This window comes from Limnohabitans sp. TEGF004 (assembly GCF_027924965.1).
GTDB lineage: Bacteria > Pseudomonadota > Gammaproteobacteria > Burkholderiales > Burkholderiaceae_C > Limnohabitans.
The window spans coordinates 233,987-259,006 of the sequence record NZ_AP027056.1 but is presented as its reverse complement, the minus strand read 5'-3'; the positions used below and the strand labels follow the sequence as shown (position 1 = coordinate 259,006).

Sequence of the window (25,020 nt, the reverse complement as noted above, 5' to 3'; positions counted from 1 at the left end):
CGTCAACGTGGTTTATTCAGCGTGGTCAACCGCAGGTGCAGCGGCTGCCGCCTGTGGGCCCAACACCAGTTCACGCACCATTTCGCGCAAGAGTTTTTTCTCTTGGAAGCTCAACGCACGCTCCAGCACGCGACGCACGCCCAACAGCAACTGGCGGTCCACCTCTTGTGGAATACCGCGTGTGTTTTGCAACTCTTCGCGAAGCTCTTCACGCAGGTCTTCGGGCTCGTCGGCCCACCATGTGTTGATGACGGTGTTGAGTTGTTCGCGCAACTGCTCAGGGTCGACCTGAGGCACAGCGTGCATTGAGCTCGCGTGGCGTGAGCCACCATCGCGTGATGCTTGTGCGCCCAACACCACGCGTTGGTCGGCTTGCGACAGCAAGCGTGCCCAACCTGGGTCTTCACGGTTGAGCTGCGTCATATTGCGCGAGGCTTCGTCAGCCAACAAGTGCACAGACACGCCGTGCAGCTGGGCTTCGTCAATCAGGCCGATCAAGCGTTCGTCATCGCTGCCCACCAAGAGGTGGTCGCACGCGCCGCGCTCGGCCAAACGCTTCAGGTCTGCGCCCAAAGTGCGCAACATCGACAAGCCGCCGTCTTGGCTGTGTGGCAACACAGCGCGACTCACTTGGCCGCCAATGGCTTGCTCGTCAGGTGTATCGCTGTACCAATAAATGCGGCGCACGTTCAGATCGAGGTTGTTATGCGCCAGCGCGTTGCTCAGCAACTGGTGCAGTTGTGGGCGCACGTGGTCTTGTGCGGTGTCGGTTTGGCCTTGCAACCACGCCAAAAAACGGGCGTCGATGAGGGCAATGCAAGATTCAGCGCCTGCGTGCGCTGCAGCGTGGGAAGAATGTGTGCGTTTCATGAAAGTACTAAAAAGGTAAAAAGATAGAAATCACCCACCAGAGCACTAACTGTGCGCACTGGCAAGCTGGATTTATTTTAGGCCGCAGACCGCATGTTCGCAGGGGATAATCACCAAAACCTATAAATTTTTAACAGCATGACTCAACCCATTTTGATCACAGGCGGCACGGGCTTTATTGGCTCGCACACCGTCGTCACCCTCGCTGAGGCGGGTCAACCCGTGGTCATTTTGGACAATTTGTGCAATTCCAGCCCCAAAGTGCTGGACCGTTTGGCCAAGCTGGGCGCCAGCCCAATTGAGTTTGTGCAAGCCGACATCCGTGATGCTGCCGCCTTAGATGCCCTATTTGCCCGCTACGACTTTGCAGGCGTCATCCACTTTGCTGGCCTCAAGGCTGTGGGTGAGTCGGTGGCTCAGCCCTTGCGCTACCTGGAAAACAACGTCAGCGGCACCATCAACCTGCTGCAAGCCATGGACCGCGCCAATGTGCGTCGCATTGTGTTTAGCTCGTCAGCCACCGTGTATGGCGACCCCGTGAGCGTGCCCATCCCCGAAACCGCAGCCCTCACCGCCACCAACCCCTATGGCCGCACCAAGCTCATGTGCGAAGACGCGCTGCGCGAGCTGCACGCGGCTGACCCACGTTGGAGCATTGCCATCCTGCGCTACTTCAACCCCGTGGGCGCGCACGAAAGCGGCTTGCTGGGCGAAGCGCCTAACGGCATCCCCAACAACCTCATGCCCTACATCACGCAAGTGGCCTTGGGCCAGCGTGAGCACTTGCAAATTTTTGGCAACGACTACGACACCCCCGACGGCACAGGCGTGCGCGACTACCTGCACGTGAGCGACTTAGCGGCTGGCCACTTGGCAGCGCTGCGCGCCTTGAACGAACCTAAGTTGCTGACCGTCAACCTCGGCACAGGCCGTGGCGTGAGCGTGCAAGACATGGTCGACACCTTTGCACGCGTCAACGGCGTGCCCATCCCCCACAAAGTCGTACCGCGCCGCCCAGGCGATGTGGCCCAGTGCTTGGCCGACCCGCGACAGGCCAAAGCCTTGTTGAATTGGGAGACCCAATTCGATCTAGATCGCATGTGCGCCGATGCATGGCGCTGGCAATCCATGAACCCACAAGGTTTTGACACCCCCCTATGAAAAACCAAGACGACGGCACGCTGTCACTGTTTGACGACTTTCCGCCTGCCTTTGACCCAGCGACATTGCCGCCTCCTGCGGCGACAAAAAAGCCGCGTGCGAAGCGCAAGGTGGCAGAGCCAGCCGCGCAAACCGTCGCAACTGAAACTGTTCCCCACCTTGCTGACGCTGCACACGAGACGCCTGCGAACAAAGAAGCAGCATCTAACTCTGCTGAGCTAGCAACGGACACATCAAGCGATGTATATCAGGCGCCAACCACAGAACCTGTCGTCGACCAAGGCGTTCACATCGAAAAAACGCTGCACTTAGCTGGCCTCGTCGAACCCCAACGCCGCCGCAACAGCCCGTGGGCCAAGCTAGACCTTGCTGCGTTGCAAGCCGCCGCACAAGTACCGCACGTGATGATCGTCATCACTCGTGGTGAAGCCGGTGGCGCACAGTCGCATGTGCGTGACTTGTGCCAAGCTTTGCAAGCGCGCGTGCAATTCACCGTCGTCATTGGCGGGCCGGTGGAAGAGTCTGTGTTGGGCCGCGAGCTCACCGCACTCGGCATCACCGTGTGCCCTATGCCCGACATGCTGGAGTCGCTCAACCCGCTCAAGCTTTGGCCTGCGGTGCAACAGCTGACCGAACTCATCCACACACACAAGCCCGACCTCGTGCATGGCCACAGCGCCATTGGCGGTTTGGTTGCTCGCGTGGCTGCGCATCGCGCGAACATCCCTGCGGTTTACACCGTGCATGGCTTTGGCTTCAAGCCCGAAGTGCCGCTGGTGCGCCGCACCGCTGCCGCATTGGCCGAACGCATGATGGCGCGTTGGACTACGCACATGATTTGCGTGTCCAAATACGAGCGTGATTTAGCTTACGACCTCGCCATTGAGCACGAACGCGTGCACGTCATCCCCAACGGCATTGCAAGCTTGCCCAAACTCGAAGTGGCAGGCACGGACGGCTCAACCGAATCAAGCGACGAAACCAAACAGCCAGCACAACAAGCCGCCAGCACGCCACGTCTCATCATGGTGGCGCGCATGAAAAGCCCGAAGCGCCACGATTTGCTGCTGCAAGCATTGGCCAAAGTGCGCAACACCTTGGGCTTTGAGCTGCCCGTCACCTTGGCGGGCGATGGCCCACTCAGCGCTGAACTGCGTGCTGAGGCCAAAACGCTCAACCTCAAAAACATCACTTGGGCGGGCGACGTGAGCCACGTGAGCGAACTGCTGGCACAGCACGAGGTGTTTGTGCTGCTGTCTGACCACGAAGGCATGCCGATCACTGTGCTCGAAGCCATGCGTGCGGGCCTGTGTGTGCTGGCCAGCAGCTTGCCTGGTATTCGCGAGCAAATCATCCCCTACCAAGACGGCGTACTCACCGCCAACACGCCTGATGCTGTGGCCGAAAAACTGTTGCAACTGGTACGCGACCCGCACTTGCGCAAACGCTTGGGCCGCGCAGCACAGCAAACCTTCGAGAGCGCTTTTGCCGCAGAGCCCATGGCTGAGCGCGTGCTGCAGGTGTACCGCCAATGCACGCAAGAAGCGACAGAAACAAAAACACTTGCCCAAGATGACGCCAACACCAGCACGCATAACAGTGCAGGCCTCGTGTCCGCCTCGGTGCGCCGCCGTGATGCCCTGCAACGCTGGGCCTTGTGGGGCGTTTGGATGTTGCTGCCTAGCCTGATGGCTGCGCAGTTGTTGGAAGACGCAGGCGTTATGACCTACCAGTTTGGCGAAACACTCTGGTGGTGCGTGCTGCCTTATGCCATCGCCACGCATTTGCTGATGCGCGCTTCCAACTTGCCCGTGGCCGAGCGCAGCGGTGTGTTGTGGGTATCGACCACCGCGCCGTTTTTGTTCACGCCTTTGGGCTTTGCACTGTTGCAGCAGCCGTACTCACGCGCTGCCGTGGCGTGGGCCTATGCCGCCACCACGCTGTGGCTGTGGTGGGGCTACCGCCGCCATGTCAAACACCGTGCCTTGCGTTTGGTGCATCTCGACGCCAATGTGCCCGCCCAACTGGCCGCGTGCCTGAGCCCCAACACACTCGACCCACAAGCCGTGCAACTCATCGCTTGGAACCCCAACAGCGACACACCCCTGCCCGCCTGCGACGGCGTGGTGCTGGACCGACATGTGCGCAGCACCGACGAACGCACGCGTTTGTTGGGCGAGCTCAAGATGCAACACCTGCGCCTGTACAGCGTCGAAGCCGTGGCCGAGCTCACCAGCGGCCGCAAGATGCTGCCCACTGCTGCGGATTCGCTTTGGGAAATCGACAACGACCCGAGCTACGACCGCGCCAAACGTTTGTTGGATGTGATCACCGTCATTGCATTCGCGCCCTTGTGGCTACCACTCGCAGTGTGCGTTGCGCTGGCTGTGCGTTTGGACTCCAAAGGCCCCGCACTTTATTCGCAACCCCGCGTGGGCCGTGATGGTCAAGTGTTCACGCTGTGGAAATTCCGCAGCATGGTGCACGGCTTGCAAGCACCAGGCGTGCACTTTGCGCAAGCCGAAGACCCGCGCATCACCCGCGTGGGCCGCCTGTTGCGCCGCAGCCGTTTAGACGAACTGCCACAACTCTTCAACGTGCTCATGGGCCACATGAGTCTGATTGGCCCACGCCCTGAGCAAACCGCGTTTGTGCGCGACTTTGCAGCCACCATCCCCAGCTACCCCTACCGCCATCTCGTGCGCCCTGGCCTCACAGGCTGGGCCCAAGTGCAGCAAGGCTATGCCGACAGCGCAGACACCACGCGCATCAAACTCAGCTACGACTTGTATTACGTGGCGCACTACTCGCTCGCGCTGGACTTGTTGATTGCCGCCAAAACCGTGAAGACTGTGTGCACAGGTTTTGGCGCACGCTGAGCCGCTTGAACGCATGAGTACCCGCCGCATCCTGTTGCTAGAAGAGCCCTCATGGGGCGGCGTGCACACCATGACGCGCACCTTGGCCGATGCGCTCAGCGCGCAAGGCTGGCAAGTCACCGCACTGCCTTGGCAGCAAACGCAATGGCCCGCATTGGTCAGTGCAGCCAAGCAGCACGATGTCATCGTGGCCACCCACAACTTTGGCCCCACCTACTGCGGCGCAGCGCTCAAAGCCATCACAGGCAAACCGCTGGTCAGTTGGGTGCATGGCCCATTGATGGATGTGCTGCACGAGGCAGGCACATCGGCGATCAAAAAACTTTGGCTGCGATTGCTCTACAAACAAGTCAGCCAGTTTGTGTGCGTATCGCGCACCACGCAAGACTCGTTGCTCAGCTTCATCACGCTGGGCAAGCAGCAACGCTGCACAGTCGTGCCCAACGGCATCGCGCCCATGCCTGAAGGCCAAGCCATTCATGTGCATGCAGGCCACGGCGGCGGAAGCATTCCGCCTTTGCTGCTGGGCTATGTGGGCCGCTTGTCGGCTGAGAAGCGCCCACATCTGTTGCTAGACACCTTGCGCTATTTGCCCGACGAAGCGCAGCTTGGCATCGTGGGCGAAGGCCCCATGCACCGCAAGATGATTCACGATGGCATGGACTTGATGTACCAAGGCCGCGTACATTTTTTGGGCAAGCACCCCAGCGGCGCGAGCCTGTACAAGCCATGGCAAATGACGCTGCTCACCTCGCGCTACGAGGGCTGCCCCATGACCGCGCTAGAGTCGCTGGCATGCGGCGTGCCCTGTGTGTCTTTGCCCATCCCCGCCATGCGCGAGCTGTACGACCTTGATGCTCCTTACCTGCTGGCCCGTGGCGATGCGCCCGTGTCGTTGGCCGAAGCTGTGATGACAGTGCTAAGTCTGCCCCAACAACAAGTGCGTGACGACATGGCCCGCATCGTGGCGCGACATCATATCGATGGGTTTGTTGGCAATTGGCAAGAGTTGCTTCGCACCCAAATGCACCGATAGGAATCTAAATCTAGATTAATTGAAGCGCTTGCCGCAAAAATGCTGCTGTTTGAATTAAGCCATTGCGCTCTAATACATCTGCGAACTTTTCTGGCGTAAATGCAGGCAACACAACCAAAGGCTCGAGCTCTAGTTGCTGTAACAAAAACTCGTCTGGATGCAAAGCCGTAATTCCAAGCGGACTCAATACAGAGGCTGGAAAGTCCTTGATATTAATCGTCACGATAGAGTCTGCATGTCCAGCAATGGCCGCTGCTAAAACATGCCGATCGTTCACATCTGGAAGCTCAAGGCTTAGCTCAATGAGCATCCAAGCTTCTTCTGGAACCTCCCAATCTGGGCATACGTCATGCATCAAGTCCCGCCTTGTATGAAAGTCGACTTCAGGTCTACCTTTATTTTTAGCAAGATTTCTTACCCACTCTTCGTCAACCTGTCTAGACCACTTTGCCGCATATATGCCAGTAGCAGCGACTTCCATCAAGGCATCGGAAATGGCAACCGAGTAAAGAACGTTTGCATCTAACAATGCGGTGTAACGGTTGTTTCCGGCCATAGTTACTACTTATCAATATTCAAGACCGAGTTCGCGTGCGTTTGCAGCCTTCTTATCAAGAGCCTCTTGCTGTTTTTCGCGCATGGCTTTCGCGTAATCCATCAAATCTGAAAACTTGACACGACGATGCGTGCCAACCATGCGATGCACCAGTCGTCCCGCTTCGATTTCTTTAATAAGAAATGGCCGCGAAACATTCAAATAATTGGCGGCTTCAACCGTACTGAGCTCCTGCTTTTCTGGCACAAGCATGATGGGTTGGTGACGGGCCATCAGTCCTAACGTTTGGCCCAGAACCCGCAAAACTTGCGGAGGAACTTGGACGCTTGGACTCGAACCATCATCACTCTCTATCGTGATGGTGGCCGCGCGTGAGTGGTCTAGACAAGCCATAATCATTCGTTCTGCGATCCTTACCATTTCTGTTTCGCGATCGTTCAGTGGGGGCGGGACAAGCCTGTCCCTGTCAATGGTTGAACTCATGGTGCTCTCTTGTAGTGATGGCTGTTTAACTGTGTTTCATAATTTGCGTAGGTACGCCACTACTGCAAACCCACAAGTGCAATAAATGCAACAAGTGAAATAAGCGCTCACCAAATATTTTTATGACCGACACATGGATCGCCCCTGATGACGCGCCTGAATTAACCGAAGCATTTTTCCAAAATGCCGTTATTCACAAGGCCACATCACCTACGACCAAACCAGCCGTTTGCATTCATTTCGTGCGCGGCGGCCCAGCCTACTTGCCCGAGATTGATGCGTACGTGGACTTCATCACCTCACATGGCCACCAAGCCTTGGTGCACGACACGGGAGCCACTGTGCCACTCAATGCGCAAGTGGTGTGGTGGATGTGTGGGCGCGTGCCCAGCGCTGAGGTACGTCGCTTGAAAAATGCTTTTCATATCCACGAATATGCATCTACCTCAGCCCCGCCCAAAGCGTGGCTGAAAGACTTCATCAAACACTGGACGCAACCCAAGCCAGACTACCGTTTGTTCCAAAACGGCTGGGTGCGCGAGCGCATGGGCTTTGACGACGGCGTGCCACACGCTCTGCGCGACATGGGCGTGGCACAAGCCTTCTTCGATGCGGCAGCGCCTGCATTACCTGAAGCCTCGTACGAAGACGATGCCCCTGCACGCATCCCGCCCAATGAGTTTGACTTGGTCTACTTGGGCGAGATGAACCGCCTGCTGCCCTTTGTGCCGCTGCTGCAAAGCATTCACGACGCGGGCCGCACTTTGCTGCTAGTGGGTGATATGCCCGATGCACTGCGCGCGCAGCTACCCGCCAGCGTTACCTGCACAGGCCGCGTGCCGCATGCCGATGTGCCGCTCCAACTGCGCCGTGCGCGCTTTGGTTTGAACTTGGTCAGCAACATCGAGCCCTACAACCAACAAACCTCCACCAAACTGCTGGAGTACTGCGCCGTGGGCCTGCCCGTGGTGAGCAACGACTACGCGTGGGTGCGCTACTTTGCGGCGCACTACCAAGGCAACTTTCATTTGCTACGTGACACCCCAAGCAGCTGGCAATTCAGCTTTGGCGAAGCGCTAGACGCGTACCCGTATGTCGTGCCAGATGTGCGCGAACTTGCGTGGCCAAAGTTACTTGGCAAATTAGCGATTTGGAAACATCTGCACATCGTGCCCGAAGTGGCTGCCCCCTATGCAAATGCACACGCACTTGCCCAGGCTATTGCAGAACAGCAAGACAGTAAGCGTTGAGTATGTTTAAGCATTTCAGCAGCACCAGCCGAGTTGTGGCTCTGTCGAGTGCCGTGGCGTTTGCCACGCAAGTAGCCTTTGCGCTGCTCATGCTGCGCTTGTTCTCGCCGCAAGAAGTGGGTGAGTTTTCGGTCATCAGCCAAATCGGTTTTTTCTGGATGACGCTCGCTTTAGCCCAAGCGCCTTTGGGCATGCTAGCCAACCAATATTTGCCGGCTCACATCGCGGCACAACACGCGTGGCGCGCTAGCGCTTTGCGTGGCTTGGGCTTGCTGCCCGTAGCAGCTTTGGCCGTGTGGTTTAGCCAACTTGCCATGTGGCCCGCCTTGTTGTGGGCGCTGCTGCTAGCGTTTTGCCAAATGGGTTGGATGTTGGCGCAAAGCTTTACCCTGCGCGTGGGCAATGCTTTGCAACAAGCTGCCGTGCGTGTGCTGCCGCCTGTCACTGCGGCCACTACGGCACTCACGGCTGTGCTGCTTAGTACATCTATCGGCTGGTGCGGCCCAACCTTGGTGCTGTCGGCACTGCTGGGTTATGCGGTGGGGGCGGCGTGGCTGTTGCCTGCATTGCGCGCTCGTGATGCGCATGCGAGCAGCGCTACATCCATTGCTTCTACGCCAGATGCACATGCCACCGCAAACATCCATCAAGCCGACCCACGAAGCGCCACACTGCGCATGGCCCACACACTGGTAGACGCCCTGCTAGCCACTGCCGTCATCGTGGTGTGGCAACGCATGTATGGCGCTGAAGAAACCGGCTGGATGAGCGCCCTGCTGCGCGTGCTGGGCTTCTTGCCTGCTGTGGTGCACATGGCTTGGGCACAAGTAGCGCTGGCCCAGGGAAACCAAGCCAACCCTAGCAGCACGCGCATGGCCACACCTTGGTGGTTAGGCCTGGGCGCATTTGCCTGCGTCATTTTGCTGGGCTTGTCATGCGCTATGGCGCTGTACTTTGAATGGCTTGACCCGCGCTGGCATGGCGTGTGGCCTTACATCGCGCCACTGGCACTGTGGCAAGGCAGTGCTTGCTTGTCAGCGGCGTTTAGCCACCGCCCTTTTCAAACACAATCTGCCAGCGCTTATTCGTGGGCTTGCATGGCGCTGGGAGCGCTGCAAGCTGCGGCGCTCTTGGCACCGATGGGTTTAGCGCAGCCCATCGATGCAGCGCAGCACATGGCTGCATTTGCTCTGGTTAGCAGCTTGGGGCTGCTGGGCTTGACAGTGTGGATGGCTCGGCTGCGTTAATTTCAAACACACTCAAACGTGCCAACACACATACCAGCACCGCATACATGGTGCTGTAAATTTGCAGATCGAAGTTAGAGTTGGTCAAGCCCGTGATGAAGAATGCAGCCACCACCTGCATGCCCATGATGGGAAAAACTCGTTTATCCAAATCGTGTCTGTTGGCCTTGTATTTTTTGTAAAAAAACACAAATGGACCAGCCATTAAAAAAAGATACGCCATCAATTTAAGCAAGCCACCAGAGGAAGCGGAGTGCAACAAGTCATTGTGCGGCTGCCCATGCACCACATCGCCCATTGGCACTTCGCCTAGTTCAATTCTTCGGCCGAAATCAGCTTGGTATTTACCGGGGCCGATACCTAAGAGTGGATTCTCGACAAACATCAACCAACCGGCATGCCACATTGCAAAGCGTGCGCCAATTGATGTGCGGTAATTGTTTGCCTCAACTTGCTGGATGTCTGCAGCCGCCTCTTTCAATCGCAGTTTCTCTTGCGCCGCTGGGGATGCTGCAATCACCAAAACCAAAACAACTGTTATAGATGCTGCAGCGCGTACGGCCCATTGGTGGAACTTATCTGTCTTAACCACAAAAATGAGTGGCAGCATGCATAGCAACACACCAGCTGAAGAACGCGACTGAGATGCCGCGGCTGCGCCACACGCAAACACGGCAGCCGTAATACACACGACTCTAAAAAATTGACCATACGAACGGATGAGCAAAGCAGCACTAGATAACAACACGGCCAACAACGTAGCAAAATTACCAAAGTGAATAGGATGGTTGGTTGTACCACTTATGCGTGGAAAATAGTCATCATGGACCTTATAACCATAGACCACATTTAAGGCAACGCACACTCCCGCGACGGACAAACCAACTAAAAAAGATTTTTTAGCCATTAGGTTCACAGACAACGCAAGAGTGGTCACAGCCAGCGCCATACGAAATGCATTTTCTGGAAAAGCCTTGCGCGCAATGCCCAAATGCCAAATACCGATAAACAAACAAACTACAAACCAGCCAACCAATGGCCAAGCGATGTATCGCCAATCGCCTTCATGAATTAATGTGCGCAATTTTTCTCGATACACAGCACTCATCAAAGCCCATACACCACAAAACAAAACAACGAGTGTTGGCAACCATGTCATTGGCCGCATGGCAAACAACATTCCAAAGACAGAGAATGCCAACAGGTTAAACGCATGCATCTCTACTACATCTCGGATCTTTTTCATTGATTACTCTTCAAGGGAATTTAAAGGAGATGCATCTAAGTCTTTTGCAGACAGCAACGGAGCCATCTCTAGCAAATGCAAAGGCCATTCAATACCAATTGCGGAGTCGCTCCAAAGCAGGCTGCGTTCATATTCTGGGTGGTAGTAATCCGTTGTTTTGTACAAAAACTCGGCACTCTCGCTGGTCACCAAAAAGCCATGGGCTAAACCCTCAGGCACCCACAGTTGTTTTTTATTCTCGGCCGACAGCTCTAAACCAAACCATTGGCCAAATGTGGGTGAACCTTTTCGGATGTCCACCGCCACATCAAACACCGCACCTTGCGTCACGCGCACCAGCTTGCCTTGCGCATGCTGCACTTGATAGTGCAAACCGCGCAACACGCCCTTGGCTGACTTGCTATGGTTGTCTTGCACAAAAGTGCGCTGCAGCCCCGTGACTTGCTCAAAGTCACGGGCATTGAAACTTTCAAAAAAGAAGCCTCGAGCATCACCAAACACCTTTGGCTCTAAAACTAAAACGCCCTCTAGGGGCGTTTGCATCACTTGGTAGGGCATGTGCTTACTTTAACAAACCCAACAAGTATTGGCCGTAGCCGTTCTTCGCCAACGGTGCAGCCAACTTTTGCAAGGCAGCCGCGTCAATCCACTTTTGGCTAAACGCAATTTCTTCAGGACAAGCCACCATCAAACCTTGGCGCTTCTGCAGCGTGCCAATAAAGCTGGCTGCCTCTAGCAAGCTGTCATGCGTGCCCGTATCTAGCCACGCATAACCACGACCCATGATTTCCACATTCAACTGGCCAAGCTCTAAATACCGCTTGTTCACATCGGTAATTTCTAGCTCACCGCGGTGCGATGGCTTCACGGCGGCGGCAATCTCGCACACTTGCTCGTCGTAGAAATACAAGCCCGTCACGGCATAGTTGCTTTTTGGCTTGGTTGGCTTTTCTTCAATGCTCAGCGCACGGAACTGGCCATCAAATTCCACCACGCCATAGCGCTCTGGGTCGTGCACATGGTAGGCAAACACACTGGCCCCGCTGGTGCGCACATCGGCACTGTGCAACTGCTTGACCAAATCATGGCCGTAAAAAATATTGTCGCCCAACACTAAAGCACTGGGGTGGTCTGCCACAAAGTCTTTACCAATGATGAAGGCCTGCGCCAAGCCATCGGGGCTGGGTTGCACCGCGTATTCAATATGCATGCCCCACTGGCTGCCATCGCCCAGCAGCTCGGCAAAACGTGGCGTGTCTTGGGGGGTGGAGATGATCAGCACCTCACGAATACCACTGAGCATCAACGTAGTGAGTGGGTAGTAAATCATGGGCTTGTCATACACAGGCATCAGCTGTTTACTAACCGCTTGTGTGACGGGGTACAAGCGTGTGCCAGAGCCGCCCGCGAGGATAATGCCTTTGCGTTGTTTGGTCATATCTGTTCTTCTTGTTTAGAGTATCTCGGCCAGCATGCGGTCTACGCCCTGCTGCCAAGGTGGCAACACCAGCCCAAAAGCTTGTTTGAGCTTGGCGGTACACAGGCGTGAATTAAGTGGCCGCGTGGCTGGCGTGGGAAATGCCGATGTAGGCACTGGGGCCACCTCTGCGGCCTTGATTGGCAAGTCGGGCTTGATGGTTTTGGCTTTTTCAATCACATGGCTGGCATAGCCATGCCAAGTGGTTTCACCTGCAGCCACGAGGTGATACACCCCGCTGAATGAAATGTTTTGTGTGTTCAACACGCGGCGCATGGCGTGTGCAGTCACATCTGCAATCAAGTCTGCCCCCGTGGGTGCACCGTACTGGTCGTTAATGACGGTCAGCTTGTCGCACTCTTGCGCCAAGCGCAGCATGGTTTTGGCAAAGTTGCCACCTCGTGCTGCATAGACCCAGCTGGTGCGGAAAATTAAATACTTGCAGCCACTGGCCACAATGGCTTTTTCAGCATCTAGTTTAGATTGGCCATACACGCTCAGCGGGCCTGTGCCCTCGCCCTCTTGTCTGGCATGTGTGCCACTGCCATCAAACACATAGTCGGTCGAGTAATGCACCAGCCATGCGCCCACTTGTGCTGCAGCTTTGGCCAAGGCTGCAGGCGCTTCAGTATTTAAAAGCTTTGCCAGCTCGGGCTCTGACTCGGCTTTGTCTACTGCCGTGTGCGCGGCGGCATTGACAATGAAATCTGGCTTGTAGGTCAGTACCGTTTGCGCCAGTTCTTCGGGCCTAGATAAATCACCGCAATAGGTGGTGCTGTGGCGGTCAAGTGCCAGCACTTCGCCCAGGGGGGCCAAGCTGCGCTGCAGCTCCCAGCCCACTTGGCCATTTTTGCCTAAAAGAAGAATTTTCATTGCCAGCCTTTACGCGCCGTATTGCTTACCTACCCATTGGCGGTAAGCACCACTGGTCACACCCTCTACCCAAGCTTGGTTGGCCAAGTACCACTGCACGGTTTTGCGGATGCCGGTCTCGAACGTTTCTTGTGGCTTCCAGCCTAAGTCGCGCTCAATCTTGCGGGCGTCAATGGCGTAGCGGCGGTCGTGACCAGGGCGGTCTTTGACGTAAGTAATTTGCTCGGCGTATCGCTTGCCATCTTCACGGGGCTTCAATTCGTCCAACACAGCGCATAGGGTGTGCACCACTTCAAGGTTAGTCTTCTCGTTCCAGCCACCAATGTTGTAGGTCTCGCCCACTTTGCCTGCTTCTAATACTCGGGCAATAGCACGGCAGTGGTCTTCTACATACAGCCAATCACGCACTTGCTGACCATCGCCATAAATGGGCAATGGCTTGCCAGCCAAGGCATTGAGCAGCACCAAAGGGATGAGCTTTTCTGGAAAGTGATACGGACCATAGTTGTTGCTGCAATTGGTAGTCAGCACAGGCAAGCCATAGGTGTGATGCCATGCACGCACTAAATGGTCGCTGGCCGCCTTGCTGGCAGAGTAGGGGCTGTTGGGCTCGTAGTTTTTGGTTTCGGCAAACGGTGGGTCTGTGGGCGACAGCGTGCCATACACCTCGTCGGTCGACACATGTAGAAAGCGGAACGCATCTTTCTCGGCCGCAGGCAAGTCTTGCCAATAAGCGCGCACGCTCTCAAGCAAGTTGAACGTGCCCAACACGTTGGTTTCAATAAAGTCACTTGGGCCGTGAATGGAGCGGTCTACATGGCTTTCCGCAGCAAAGTTAAGTACAGCACGCGGTTTGTGCTTATCTAGCAACTGCTTTAATAATACTTCGTCAGCGATATCACCATGAACAAAAACATATCTACCATCACCTTCATAATTTAGATTCTCCAAGTTGCCCGCATATGTCAACTTATCAATATTTAAGATTAACTCATTATTGTGCGAAAGAAAATAATGAACAAAATTGCTGCCAATAAAACCAGCACACCCGGTTACAAATACCGCCATAACAATCCCTTAATCAAAAGTAAAAAATCCTTTCGAAATAAACAGCAATTCACTTTAAGCCGTCCCTATACACAGATGAGTACGAAGCTGAATCCGCCCTTCTTTTAATCAGCTCTGCAATACTTGCATCGCCTTTTTGATCATCTCTAGGTGCAAATAAAGCACGCTGACGCGAATCCACACCAACAGGCGGCTCCGTCAGATAGTAAATTGCCAAGGATTTTCTATATATACCACTGGGCTGCACCAGTGGGCGACACATTCCATGCCAACTATTCTGTGTCGTATCAAAAATTACTGCCCTGTTAAATTTTGGCTGAATTACTTTCTCCAAATTACCAGGACCGTTTGCATCAATACAATGCGACCACAAACCTAGGTGCCCGCCATACTCATCGACCATACCTCGAGACATATACATAATGATATTTAATTTACGCTGCAACCCAATTTTTGGATGAATTGAGTAATCCAAATGTGGGTTTAAATTACCACCAGTGCCATGAATGTGCCAGCCCCCCCCATGCAAACCCTGGTCTGAATAAAGTGACACACCTGCCGCACTCGACAATAATGCAATAAATTTATCTTCCATTAAGGCTCTAAATATTTGATAAGTTAGCGATGGAAATAGATTCCAATCATTGAGAGCCTTCTTATCCTCTATTGAGTTTTTATAATGAAACCATCTTGGATCATCATATAATAAGAATTCAGACTCTAACTGCTCTGCAATTTCCAATTTAAAAAAATCATCGATAACACAATGATCAAAAGGCCCTGTATCTTTATAGCTTGATAAAGATGCTTGAATTGCCTCGTAATTAAAAAACATACAATTCTCCGATTAGGTTAACAGAAATATAAAAGCAATAACAATAGAGTGAGTGAATTTTCTCCTTAATTCAAAAAAATTTTTTATTGTAAATTTAATTTTCTCAATTCCAGTCAACTCCAGTAATTGCACGCAGCCAATAGCGTTAGCAACAGCTCTAACTTGCTCCATATACCATCCGCTTCTAATTTTTTGAAGTCTGAACAGCAAGGCTCGTAAACCTATATTTACACCTGTTTCATTTCCCGCATGCTGGCGATACTCAACCAACGGCCTCTTAACAAATACCCACTTTAATCTTTGAGAACGCACAAATGCATAAAATAACCAGTCATGATGAAATACCTCATCATAAATACCTGGCTTATCAATCAGTAGCTTCCTAAAGCTATCCGCTAAAAATGACTTAAAAACATATGTACACCCTATACTCGCCGACTCAAATATATAATCATACTCCTTAACGGCTTGGCTTTTATCAACATAACGTACATGATCAGCACTCCAAAATGCATTGTAATTAGCACTACAAGCGTCACCGGCCTCCATCTCAATTGCATCAATAGATATTTTTATTTTATTTTTGTGCCACAAGTCATCTTGATCAGCAAAAGCAACGTAATCAAATTTCGAGTAATCATTTACTGCCAATAGTAATTGATAAAAATTTCTGCCAGCACTGCCACCACTCAAAGTGTCCCTAATGATTTTTACATTCATGTGAGTATTGGCGTACATCTCTAAAATATCAACTGTACCGTCCTTAGAGCCATCATCTCGAACAAACAAATGAACATTTACATTCTCCTGCTGCAAGATACTATCCATTTGGATTTCAATATATTCTGCGCCATTAAATGCTGCCAATAAAACACATAACTCATGAGTTTTTGAATTTTCGTTAGCCAATGAGTTTTCCACAACAATCCTCTTAAGATTTTTAAAGTTTAATTACGCTGCAGCCAGTGCGTAATCATGTCTTTTATAAACACTAAAAACTCAACACCGCTTGCACATTACGCCAGCATTGTAGAATATGTAAATCCATACAAACTGAAACAGCACAGGCGGGTATATTATCATATTGTAGAATATGCTCAATAATAGGCACTGACCAACCACTGCATAAATCATCAACGAAAAAATATTTGAAATTCTCTTATAAAAAATACCCGCCAAAAAACCCAAGCTTGCTACATTTAACCATATACCGTACAGGCCTGCATCCAAATAAGCTTGTATCAATGCTGTGGACACATTAAAACTTGTATTGGGAAGCAACCCCGTCTGTAAAAAATCTTGTGCCCAACGATTTTCAACGTCCACATCAAACATAGCAACTTTAACAACGGTAGGCAATATAGAGTAAAAAAATGCAGATGCATTTTCAACCAATAGGTAGGAATCATATGAAACATTATAAAATAAATTATTTAATGGTGTCACCATATATATATAAAACCAAATAAAACCCGAAGGAATTAAAGGATTTACATCATTCAAACCAATAGTTTGATAAAAGTCTGAACTTCTAGCATCACCAATAACGCCAAACCCGACGATCACAACCAAGCTTGACAACGCCACATAAAAAACGTGCCTATATCTAAATATTTTTTTTCTACTGCACAAGTAAATTACGATTACAAAACTTTCTATGACTGCACTTACGATCAACTGTCTTGATATAAATAAGATATACATTGAAATGATTGCAAATATAAAAGCTAAATTTAGCGACCTCCATTTGCTCTGTTCAAAAATATCGACCACAAAAAAACAAATCAAAGTGAGCGACAATGAATTCAACAATCCGTGCAGCGAAGGAATACCAAAATCAAAATACGTTTTATCGCTGTTTTGATATAACCAAATCAAGGGCAATCCACTGGCAAAATAAATCTCAGCTAATGTGCCCAATAACCAGATCAAAAAGAAAAAATATACCACCCTTATGCGCATCTTACCAGAATAATCGTTATTTTTTTTCTTAATGAATGCTGTAAAAGCATATCCGACAATAAAGGCCATAAAGATTAGTGCAGCTAGTAAAAAATTGTAACTGGTTAAAATTAACGGAATTGGAAAAATCAAATACAATAAAGTAGCCACTACCCATGGCATGAAAAACAAAAAAAATGGGTTAATCAGGAACATAAATTAATTTTAATTTAACTCAGACCTCAATGAAATTAGCTTGTATTTTTCATAAAAATAAGATTTAAAAGGCTTTATAAAAACCCACAGCACACGGACCTGAAGCGCAACTAAATCTATCAAATCTGGCGCTATCGTGTTGATACGAGCAAGAAAATCAATATACCAATACTCATTCGAGACTCTCAGCATCAAAATAGTTTTAATTAATTTAATTTTCAACCCTGTATTTTTTATAAATTGCTTAATTACATGATCGCTCACACCATGACTTTTGGCAAAAGTAATTGAGTTTATTAAGTAATCAATGTTGCCATCTCTAAACTCTTTGTATTTATTAATAGACCGGATTAAATTATTTTGATGCAAGGTATAAGCAGTTTGCGGGGTTTTAATATAATAAAAATCACCTAACGTACACAATTTTAAATAGAGCTCAGAATCACAACTTAAGTTATTTTCATTCGCAAAAAAACCAAGCTCTAATGCATCAGCTCTTTTAAATGCCATAGAACACAACACACTATCCAGTGGCTGAGTTTTTCCTCTTGATAAGAACAACTCAATACCTGGCGTCAAACCATCAAATGGCAATGCAAACTCCTTAATGCAACGTTCTGTCACATCATGTATTTCAGCACCAGAACAAACAAAAATGGGATTGCTGTTATCTATCGCATTAATTACATTAGATATAAAGAATCTATCGATAATGAAATCATCATCGGATAGAAGAATAAACCAATCAGCAGTAGCGACATCACAGATGGCTTTTTGCCAATTACCAACCATACCAATATTTGATTCATTTCTATTATATTTAAAGTTATTGTGCTTTCTATATTTTTCAACCACCTCAGTGGTATTATCGGTCGAACAGTTATCAGATACAACCACTTCAAATTCCGTTGAATTTTGCTGGAATACACTTCCAAGTGCTCTATCTAAAAGACTTGCTCTATTAAAAGTTGGAATGACGACCGAAATTTTATATTTACTAATCATACAATTTTTTAAGTTTAGCATTTGCAGTATAGGAATACATAAGCAAGCTTATCGCTTGACAATAACATCCGATCACAGCCAATTCAAACACTTGAAAATTTGCTGTGAAGTATGTCAAAATAAAAATTTGCATTATGAAAATAGTATTTATCTTTAAAATTGAAGGTGCAGAATTTGCAACTATTAATAACCCAACAGGCACAGTTTCGATTGCAACAATAAACTGCCACAGCAGCAAAATCAACAAAGAACTACTTACTTCCGAACCTATTTTTAAATTTACATTTACATTTACATCATAATAGGAAAAAGTAAAATACGCTAAAAATGCGAGGGAAAGTCCAAATAAAAACATCGGGACTGCTGAATATATATAAACATATATATTGCTTACTAACCTATTACGATTCATGGCTGCAAAAGAACTTGCTTGCTCGGCATGGTACACAGCCGCATGAGGCCCCATAGTAATCGAGCAAAGTCCATCTGCAATTTTCTTCAAGTACTGATATGTTGCTATAGTGCCATTAACCCCATGTGACAAATATGAAGAAATCACAATACTTAACAGAAAATTATGAATAGAATGAATGCCTCTCATCTTGCAACTTGATATAGCAAACTCTTTTATCACTGACCACTCTATCAATAATTTAAATTTTCTCTCCGGATTCACCAAAAAAAATATTAGTAAAAATCCAATCAAATTGTAGATTGATGCAAAGTATCCACAATCTAACGGACTTCTTGCATCAAATAGCCAACCTGTAATCAGCGAAGCAAGAATAACGAAATGCGACATCGAATTAATCAATATAGCCCAAATACGCCTTCCGTCTATCAATAAAATTTGTTTAATGACGAAAAGGATTGGCATTACAAATATTTGGCTGACAAAAACACGCAGGAGTCTCGTCAACTCATCGTCTTGGTTGAGATCTGAGCCGGCCGAATAGATAAGAATTATTTCATTTGAAATAATATATACGCCCCCCCCAAAAAACAGACCACAAATTAACGCAAAGCCCATTGCATTTGCTTGAAATTCACATAACAGACTGCTGCCCAAAGCTTTGTATCTAGCATAATAAACCGGATATTGCTCCACCCCGGCCTGCGAAATCAAACTTATAGACTGAATTATCGTTAAAGCAAGCATCCATTGATCTGCATTTTTAGATGCCCCAAACAAATACCAACTCATATAAATATTTATTAACGCCGCAGCAGCACATATTGCGTTAATCAAATTTAAAATTAAATTACTCATCGAAGATTAAATAATTTTTGGTACCAAACGCATAATCTCACTGTTTCTATAGTCCACATCACCAAAATTTATCTGCCCCTGCGCCCCCCAAAATTTCCACCAATGTAATGAGAACTCTTTCAAGGTACAAGGATTCCCACTACCAATATTAACTACTTGCGGACTTCCTCCTGTCAGCGTCTCCATGTTCGACAGATGAAAGACAAATTGCTTAGCGACATCGATAACGTTTATAAAATCTCTAACTTGTTCGCCAGGGCTCATTGAAAAATCTTCTCCTGCAAACGCTGCTCTCTTCAATGATGGCCATAATCTCTTAGAATCCTCGCCTTCTCCATACACTTGAAAAATTCTTAGTATTTTTAAAAATATTTTTTCTTGCCTAGCAAAACCTTCAAAAGCCATTGATGCAGCCGCTTTTGATGTTGGATATGACAAGTTTGGTTTTAGTAATGTTGTAACCTCAATAAAATCGATGTCTTCAGCCGACTCTCCGTATTCAAAGCAAGATCCAGCAATTAAAAAAGACTTGATTCCACAATCAACCGCTTGAGTCATTAATTTTATTGGAGCAAAAACGTTCCAATAAATACAATCCGTCAATGGTGCGTATGGTGGGTTAGGCGTATGCGAGGCGAGATGAACAACTGCATCACAACCTTCTAATACATCTTTAAAATTAGAATCTAGCGGGCGATCAACCCATTGTGGCTCGCTCTTTAGGATCAATCGGCTTACACTTCCTGATCGTCGTTGCGCAACTATTTCATGCCCTGCATCCATCGCCTCCCGCAAAAAATGGGAGCCTATAAATCCTGTACCACCAGTCAAAAATATTCTCATAATTAAAATGGAGAAATAAAATCTTCTAAAAATGGATGCTTATTATCCCTCGTCGAAATAATAGGATTATTAACACCCCAATCACACCCAAATGAATCCCATCGAATTCCAGCATCATTTTGAGGAGCATATGTAGTTGCAACTTTATATGCCATCAACACGTTTTCTGTTAATGCTAAAAAGCCATGCGCCATACCCTTTGGTATAAACATTCCATGACCTTTGTTGGCATCTAATGCTATAGATATATAACGACCATATGTTCTGGAAGCACTTCGAAGGTCTAATATGACATCGAGAACTTTTCCACTCAAGCAATACACAAGCTTCTCATGGTCATGAGGCGGGGTTTGAAAATGCATCCCACGAATCACGCCTTTTCGTGAGCTAGAGTAATACTCCTCACGCCATTCAGTTTGCAATCCAAATTCAGCAAAAAGCTCTGCATTAAACGTTTTAACAAACGTGCCACGCTCATCTTCGATGGAAAATGGATGAATCTTAAAACATCCTTCTAGTATTGTGGGGACTAACTCCATAGAATATCTTCAGAAATTTATGCCGAAAAACTCTTCCAGCTTCTCAGTGATAAAGTCTAGCTCCTCAGTGTTTAACCCTGGAAAAGTGCCAAGCCAAAAAGTTTGATTCATTACCACATCAGTATTAACAAGCTCTCCACTTATACGGTAATTCCGGCCTGCCATATACGGCTGCTTGGTTAAATTACCTGCAAACAACAAGCGTGTACCAATTTTATTTTGATCCAAGTAATTGATCAAATCATTGCGCTTAATACCGCTGGTCTCTTTAACAATTAGTGGGAAACCAAACCATGATGGTTCAGAGTTAGGCGTAGCCTCTGGTAAATGCAGGAAGTCTGAGCAACTTGCCAATCGCTTCTTCAAATAAGTAAAGTTTGCACGACGCTTGGCTATGAACTCTTCTAGTCTGTCCATTTGTGCCAATGCGCATGCAGCTTGCATGTCGGTAATCTTCAGGTTGTAGCCCAAGTGGCTGTATGTGTACTTGTGGTCATAGCCATCTGGCAGGTCACCACCGAGCTGTTCTTTGGTCCAGCAAAAGCGTTTGTCGCAGGTATTGTCTTTGCCAGGAGGGCAGTAGCAGTCACGGCCCCAGTCGCGGAAGGATTCAGCAATCAGCTTCAACTCGGTATTATTGGTAAACACCACACCGCCCTCGCCCATCGTAATGTGGTGCGCAGGGTAAAAGCTCAGTGTGGCGATGTCGCCAAAAGTGCCCACCATTTGACCTTTGTAAGTGGCGCCTAAAGCATCGCAACAGTCTTCGACCAACCACAAATTGTATTTTTTACATAGCGCGGTCACAACATCCAGGTTAAAAGGATTACCCAAGCTGTGGGCCAACATGATCGCTTTTGTCTTAGGGCTTATTGCAGCTTCGATTTTGCTGGCATCGATGTTATGCGTTGCCAAGTCCACATCTACAAACACGGGCACAGCACCAAACTGAACAATCGGATTAACCGTGGTTGGGAAACCAGCGGCCACACCAATGACTTCATCGCCCGGTTTGATAGCGCGATCACCCAATTTAGGACTAGTCAGCGCAGAAAATGCTACTAAGTTGGCAGACGAACCTGAATTGACAGTCAAAACATGCTTGACGCCCAAGAACTTCGCCATGCGATCTTCAAACATCGCATTGAAACGTCCGGTGGTAAGCCAGCCATCCAGTGATGCATCCACCATAAATTGCAATTCTTTTGCGCCAATCACCTTTCCGGATACAGGCACGGCCGTTTGACCTGGTACAAAGGGGCTAGGGGCATACGCTACGTCCGCGTATTGCTGCACTAGTTCACTAATCTGGGTGCGCAGTTTATCCAGCTGAGGTTGAAAGTTAATAGTAGTAGTTGTGGTCATTGTTCACTCTGATATTGGTTGATTTGTTGAAGACAATAGGCTCGCATATCAGCACCAGACAGCCATGCCTGATGCCAGTCGGCAATTCGGGTCAACGCAGTGTGCAGCGCCCAACGCGGCGCCCACTGCAGGCGCTGACGCGCTTTCGAAATATCCAGCTTAAGATAGTTTGCCTCATGAGGGTGGTCGCCGGGTTGTTGCACCCAAGTAGCGCTGCGCCCCCAAGACTCGCAAAGGTGCTCAACAATCCACTGAACGGGTTGCGCGTCTTCGTCGCGAGGACCAAAATTCCACCCTTCGGCGTCAACTTGCCCATGCTCATACAAGCGCTCTGCTAACAGTAAATAGCCCGACAAAGGCTCAAGCACATGCTGCCAAGGCCGAATGGCATGCGGATTACGAATTTGTACTGGCTGTTGCTTTTCCAGAGCGCGCAAAATGTCCGGCACCAATCGATCGAGAGCCCAGTCACCGCCACCAATGACGTTACCCGCACGTGCAGTCGCCATGGCAATGCCCTCTGCATTTAGGAACGATTTGCGATATGCACTACTGACCAACTCTGCACACCCCTTGCTATTGGAATAGGGGTCATAGCCCCCCATTGGCTCATCTTCGCGATAGCCCCATGCCCATTCTTTATTGTCGTAACACTTATCGGTGGTGATGTTCACGATAGCCCGTACGCCACCTGCATGGCGTGCAGCTTCAAGCACATGCACCGTACCCATCACGTTGGTTGCGTAGGTTTCGATAGGCTGCTCATACGACAAACGCACCAAGGGCTGCGCTGCCATGTGTATGAGAATTTCGGGCTTAAATTGCGCGACGAGGCTTCGAACCTTTTCATAGTCACGAATATCCGCAACATGATGTTCCATACCTTGTGCCACACGCGCCACGTCAAACAGTGATGGATAGGTAGGAGGGGCCAACGCTATCCCGCCCAAATCCGCACCCATCGACTGCAACCACAAACTCAACCAGCCACCTTTGAAGCCGGTATGCCCCGTCATCAGTACACGTTTACCCCGCCAAAACTCGGGATTGGTTTGCTTCAGGTTCATGGTTAGTCCCACTTTTTCCATGGAGCAGTGCCATTGGCCCACATTTTTTCGAGGGTGTTTTTATCGTGCAACGTGTCCATCGGCTGCCAAAAGCCGCTGTGACGGAAAGACATCAATTCCCCCTCTTCAGCGAGCTTCATTAATGGGCCTTGCTCCCAGATGGTGTCATCACCATCTAGAAGCGGCAACACTTTAGGTGAGAGCACAAAAAAACCGCCATTGATAAGCGCGCCGTCGCCACGCGGCTTTTCTTTAAAGCTACGAACTTGGCCTTCGTGAATGTCAAGTGCACCAAACCGGCCAGGAGGATAAGTAGCCGTCAAAGTGGCCGCCTTGCCATGGCTACGATGGAAGGCGATGCTGGCTGCAATGTCGTTATCGCCAACGCCATCGCCATAAGTGAAGCAAAAGGCTTCTTCATCTTTGACATGATCCGCAACGCGGCGCAAACGGCCACCAGTCATCGAATTATCGCCCGTATCAACAAGCGTGACCTTCCAAGGCTCTGCGCGTTTTTCGTGCACATGCATGGAATTGGCTTGCATATCAAAGGTTACATCCGACATGTGCAAGAAGTAATTTGCAAAGTATTCTTTAATCAGATAACCCTTGTAGCCACAACACACCACAAAGTCGTTGATGCCATGGTACGAATACATTTTCATGATGTGCCACAAAATAGGTTTCCCACCAATTTCTACCATCGGCTTGGGACGTGTCGCGGTTTCTTCGCTTAAACGAGTGCCGAGTCCACCGGCAAGAATGACTGCTTTCATAAGTTTTATTTAGTTGGTTAATTAAAGCCCGAGCTCACAAAAGCATCGGAATAAAAACGTTGACTTGGCAAACCGGCATCTGTCAGTGCCGCCTGGGCCGAGCGAATCATTGCATTCGACCCACAAGCATAGACAGCAGCATTTTCTAATCTTGGGTTAATATTTAACAAGGCTTCTTGCACATAGCCCTTAGCACCTGCCCACTGATCATCAGCACGCGATAGGACAGGGACAAATCGCGATACGGTTTGAAGCTCTGAGAAACTTAAATATAAGTCTTGCTTTGTTCGACCGCCCCACAAGACAGACAGGGTTCGCGGCTGCTTTTCAGCAGGAAACTCTTTCATAGACTCTAGGATCGCCTTCACAGGCGCAATACCAGTACCTGTCGCCATCAATACCAAGTCAAGCCCTGCAACATCTCGCAAAAAGAAGGTGCCAAGAGGCCCATTCAAGCGAAGCAGATCATTTGGCTTTGCTTGCTCGAACCAGTATTGACTTAGTGCGCCGCCGTCAACGCAACGTATATGCAATTCAATTTGCTGCCCCACAGATTTACCATTCGCAATTGAGTAGCTGCGACGCAAACCATTGGGACCAATCAAATCTATGTACTGGCCAGGGATAAATACAAAATCGACAGAGGGAGGCAGCCTTAGAAAAACTCGAAGTACATCAGGCGCCATTTTTTCAATGCTGTTTATTCGACACGGGACGGTCTTGGGTTCTGGCAAAACGACGTCCCCAATACTTTCCACGTCCACAACCAAATCAGAAATAGCTGTACGCACACAGCTTAAGACCCAACCCTCTGCTTTTTCTGCAGCACTGAGACCTATTTCTTCTTGCATTGCAAGGGACTCACCCTGCAGCACTTTACATTTACAAGTGCTGCACCGGCCAGTTCTACAGCTATATGGCAGTCGTGTGCCACTAAGCTCGGCAGCATCGAGAAGGGAGACCCCTTGCTCGCAACTAAACGAAGCGCCTGAATTAAGGGTAACTTTAATCATGGCA

General features: G+C 49.4%; 24 protein-coding genes. 5 read left to right on the top strand and 19 right to left on the bottom strand.

Annotation, left to right across the window (positions count from 1 at the left end; translation table 11 throughout):
• Nucleotides 1-12: 12 nt before the first annotated feature.
• Entirely contained in the window at nt 13-870 is an 858-nt protein-coding gene (locus LINBF2_RS01385) for a hypothetical protein (protein ID WP_281889840.1), read from the bottom strand.
• Between the two features lie 138 nt (nt 871-1,008).
• Here LINBF2_RS01385 and galE point away from each other — a divergent pair, with 138 nt between their 5' ends.
• Genes galE through LINBF2_RS01370 form a run of 3 tightly spaced genes read left to right on the top strand, consistent with a single transcriptional unit; the run spans nt 1,009 to nt 5,946 of the window.
• Nucleotides 1,009-2,031 (top strand): UDP-glucose 4-epimerase GalE, encoded by a 1,023-nt coding sequence (gene galE / locus LINBF2_RS01380; RefSeq protein ID WP_281889838.1) that lies wholly within the window; start codon nt 1,009-1,011, stop codon nt 2,029-2,031.
• The gene (locus tag LINBF2_RS01375) at nt 2,028-4,910 is read left to right on the top strand and encodes a sugar transferase (RefSeq protein ID WP_281889836.1); all 2,883 of its coding nucleotides are present in this window, start codon (nt 2,028-2,030) and stop codon (nt 4,908-4,910) included. Before galE ends, LINBF2_RS01375 begins: the two co-directional genes overlap by 4 nt.
• 13 nt (nt 4,911-4,923) lie before the next feature.
• Nucleotides 4,924-5,946 (top strand): glycosyltransferase family 4 protein, encoded by a 1,023-nt coding sequence (locus LINBF2_RS01370; protein WP_281889834.1) that lies wholly within the window; start codon nt 4,924-4,926, stop codon nt 5,944-5,946.
• Nucleotides 5,947-5,956: 10 nt separating this feature from the next.
• On the opposite strand, the gene LINBF2_RS01365 is transcribed toward LINBF2_RS01370, so the two are convergent.
• Nucleotides 5,957-6,502: a PIN domain-containing protein gene (locus LINBF2_RS01365; protein ID WP_281889832.1), complete on the bottom strand. Its 546-nt coding sequence runs from the start codon at nt 6,500-6,502 to the stop codon at nt 5,957-5,959.
• Nucleotides 6,503-6,514: 12 nt separating this feature from the next.
• Nucleotides 6,515-6,985 carry an excisionase family DNA-binding protein gene (locus LINBF2_RS01360; protein WP_281889830.1) on the bottom strand — a complete coding sequence of 157 codons (471 nt, stop codon included), beginning with the start codon at nt 6,983-6,985 and terminating at the stop codon, nt 6,515-6,517.
• 122 nt (nt 6,986-7,107) lie between these two features.
• Between LINBF2_RS01360 and LINBF2_RS01355 the strand changes: the two genes are divergently transcribed.
• Nucleotides 7,108-8,235: a glycosyltransferase gene (locus LINBF2_RS01355; RefSeq protein ID WP_281889828.1), complete on the top strand. Its 1,128-nt coding sequence runs from the start codon at nt 7,108-7,110 to the stop codon at nt 8,233-8,235.
• A gap of 2 nt (nt 8,236-8,237) precedes the next feature.
• Complete coding sequence (locus LINBF2_RS01350) at nt 8,238-9,482, top strand: hypothetical protein (protein ID WP_281889826.1); 1,245 nt, start codon at nt 8,238-8,240, stop codon at nt 9,480-9,482.
• Here the strand turns inward: LINBF2_RS01350 and LINBF2_RS01345 are convergent.
• From LINBF2_RS01345 to LINBF2_RS01270, 16 genes are all read right to left on the bottom strand, one after another.
• A complete protein-coding gene (locus LINBF2_RS01345) occupies nt 9,430-10,728 on the bottom strand; it encodes an O-antigen ligase family protein (RefSeq protein WP_281889824.1) in 1,299 nt (432 codons plus the stop codon). The genes LINBF2_RS01350 and LINBF2_RS01345 overlap by 53 nt on opposite strands.
• A gap of 3 nt (nt 10,729-10,731) precedes the next feature.
• Nucleotides 10,732-11,286 (bottom strand): dTDP-4-dehydrorhamnose 3,5-epimerase, encoded by a 555-nt coding sequence (gene rfbC, locus LINBF2_RS01340; protein ID WP_281889823.1) that lies wholly within the window; start codon nt 11,284-11,286, stop codon nt 10,732-10,734.
• Between the two features lie 4 nt (nt 11,287-11,290).
• Complete coding sequence (rfbA, locus tag LINBF2_RS01335) at nt 11,291-12,166, bottom strand: glucose-1-phosphate thymidylyltransferase RfbA (protein ID WP_281889821.1); 876 nt, start codon at nt 12,164-12,166, stop codon at nt 11,291-11,293.
• A 15-nt stretch (nt 12,167-12,181) separates the two neighbouring features.
• Entirely contained in the window at nt 12,182-13,078 is an 897-nt protein-coding gene (gene rfbD, locus LINBF2_RS01330; protein ID WP_281889819.1) for a dTDP-4-dehydrorhamnose reductase, read from the bottom strand.
• A gap of 9 nt (nt 13,079-13,087) precedes the next feature.
• Entirely contained in the window at nt 13,088-14,146 is a 1,059-nt protein-coding gene (gene rfbB / locus LINBF2_RS01325; RefSeq protein WP_281889817.1) for a dTDP-glucose 4,6-dehydratase, read from the bottom strand.
• A 49-nt stretch (nt 14,147-14,195) separates the two neighbouring features.
• On the bottom strand, nt 14,196-14,981 hold the full coding sequence (locus LINBF2_RS01320; RefSeq protein ID WP_281889815.1) for a 2OG-Fe(II) oxygenase: 786 nt from the start codon (nt 14,979-14,981) through the stop codon (nt 14,196-14,198).
• A 12-nt stretch (nt 14,982-14,993) separates the two neighbouring features.
• Nucleotides 14,994-15,902 (bottom strand): glycosyltransferase, encoded by a 909-nt coding sequence (locus LINBF2_RS01315; RefSeq protein ID WP_281889813.1) that lies wholly within the window; start codon nt 15,900-15,902, stop codon nt 14,994-14,996.
• Nucleotides 15,903-15,980: 78 nt separating this feature from the next.
• Nucleotides 15,981-17,138: an O-antigen polymerase gene (locus LINBF2_RS01310; protein ID WP_281889812.1), complete on the bottom strand. Its 1,158-nt coding sequence runs from the start codon at nt 17,136-17,138 to the stop codon at nt 15,981-15,983.
• Between the two features lie 9 nt (nt 17,139-17,147).
• Nucleotides 17,148-18,143, bottom strand: a complete 996-nt coding sequence (locus tag LINBF2_RS01305; protein ID WP_281889810.1) for a glycosyltransferase family 2 protein — start codon at nt 18,141-18,143, stop codon at nt 17,148-17,150.
• On the bottom strand, nt 18,136-19,413 hold the full coding sequence (locus LINBF2_RS01300) for a hypothetical protein (RefSeq protein ID WP_281889808.1): 1,278 nt from the start codon (nt 19,411-19,413) through the stop codon (nt 18,136-18,138). The genes LINBF2_RS01305 and LINBF2_RS01300 overlap by 8 nt, the downstream gene beginning before the upstream one ends.
• 6 nt (nt 19,414-19,419) lie before the next feature.
• Nucleotides 19,420-20,244, bottom strand: coding sequence for an NAD-dependent epimerase/dehydratase family protein (locus tag LINBF2_RS01295; RefSeq protein WP_281889806.1), 825 nt, complete (start codon nt 20,242-20,244; stop codon nt 19,420-19,422).
• A gap of 14 nt (nt 20,245-20,258) precedes the next feature.
• Nucleotides 20,259-20,795: a dTDP-4-dehydrorhamnose 3,5-epimerase gene (rfbC, locus tag LINBF2_RS01290; protein ID WP_281889804.1), complete on the bottom strand. Its 537-nt coding sequence runs from the start codon at nt 20,793-20,795 to the stop codon at nt 20,259-20,261.
• Between the two features lie 9 nt (nt 20,796-20,804).
• Nucleotides 20,805-22,160 carry a lipopolysaccharide biosynthesis protein RfbH gene (gene rfbH, locus LINBF2_RS01285; protein WP_281889802.1) on the bottom strand — a complete coding sequence of 452 codons (1,356 nt, stop codon included), beginning with the start codon at nt 22,158-22,160 and terminating at the stop codon, nt 20,805-20,807.
• Entirely contained in the window at nt 22,157-23,227 is a 1,071-nt protein-coding gene (gene rfbG / locus LINBF2_RS01280; protein ID WP_281889800.1) for a CDP-glucose 4,6-dehydratase, read from the bottom strand. Before rfbG ends, rfbH begins: the two co-directional genes overlap by 4 nt.
• Before the next feature lie 2 nt (nt 23,228-23,229).
• Nucleotides 23,230-24,003 (bottom strand): glucose-1-phosphate cytidylyltransferase, encoded by a 774-nt coding sequence (gene rfbF / locus LINBF2_RS01275; RefSeq protein WP_281889799.1) that lies wholly within the window; start codon nt 24,001-24,003, stop codon nt 23,230-23,232.
• 17 nt (nt 24,004-24,020) lie between these two features.
• Nucleotides 24,021-25,016 (bottom strand): 2Fe-2S iron-sulfur cluster-binding protein, encoded by a 996-nt coding sequence (locus tag LINBF2_RS01270; RefSeq protein WP_281889797.1) that lies wholly within the window; start codon nt 25,014-25,016, stop codon nt 24,021-24,023.
• Nucleotides 25,017-25,020 lie beyond the last annotated feature (4 nt).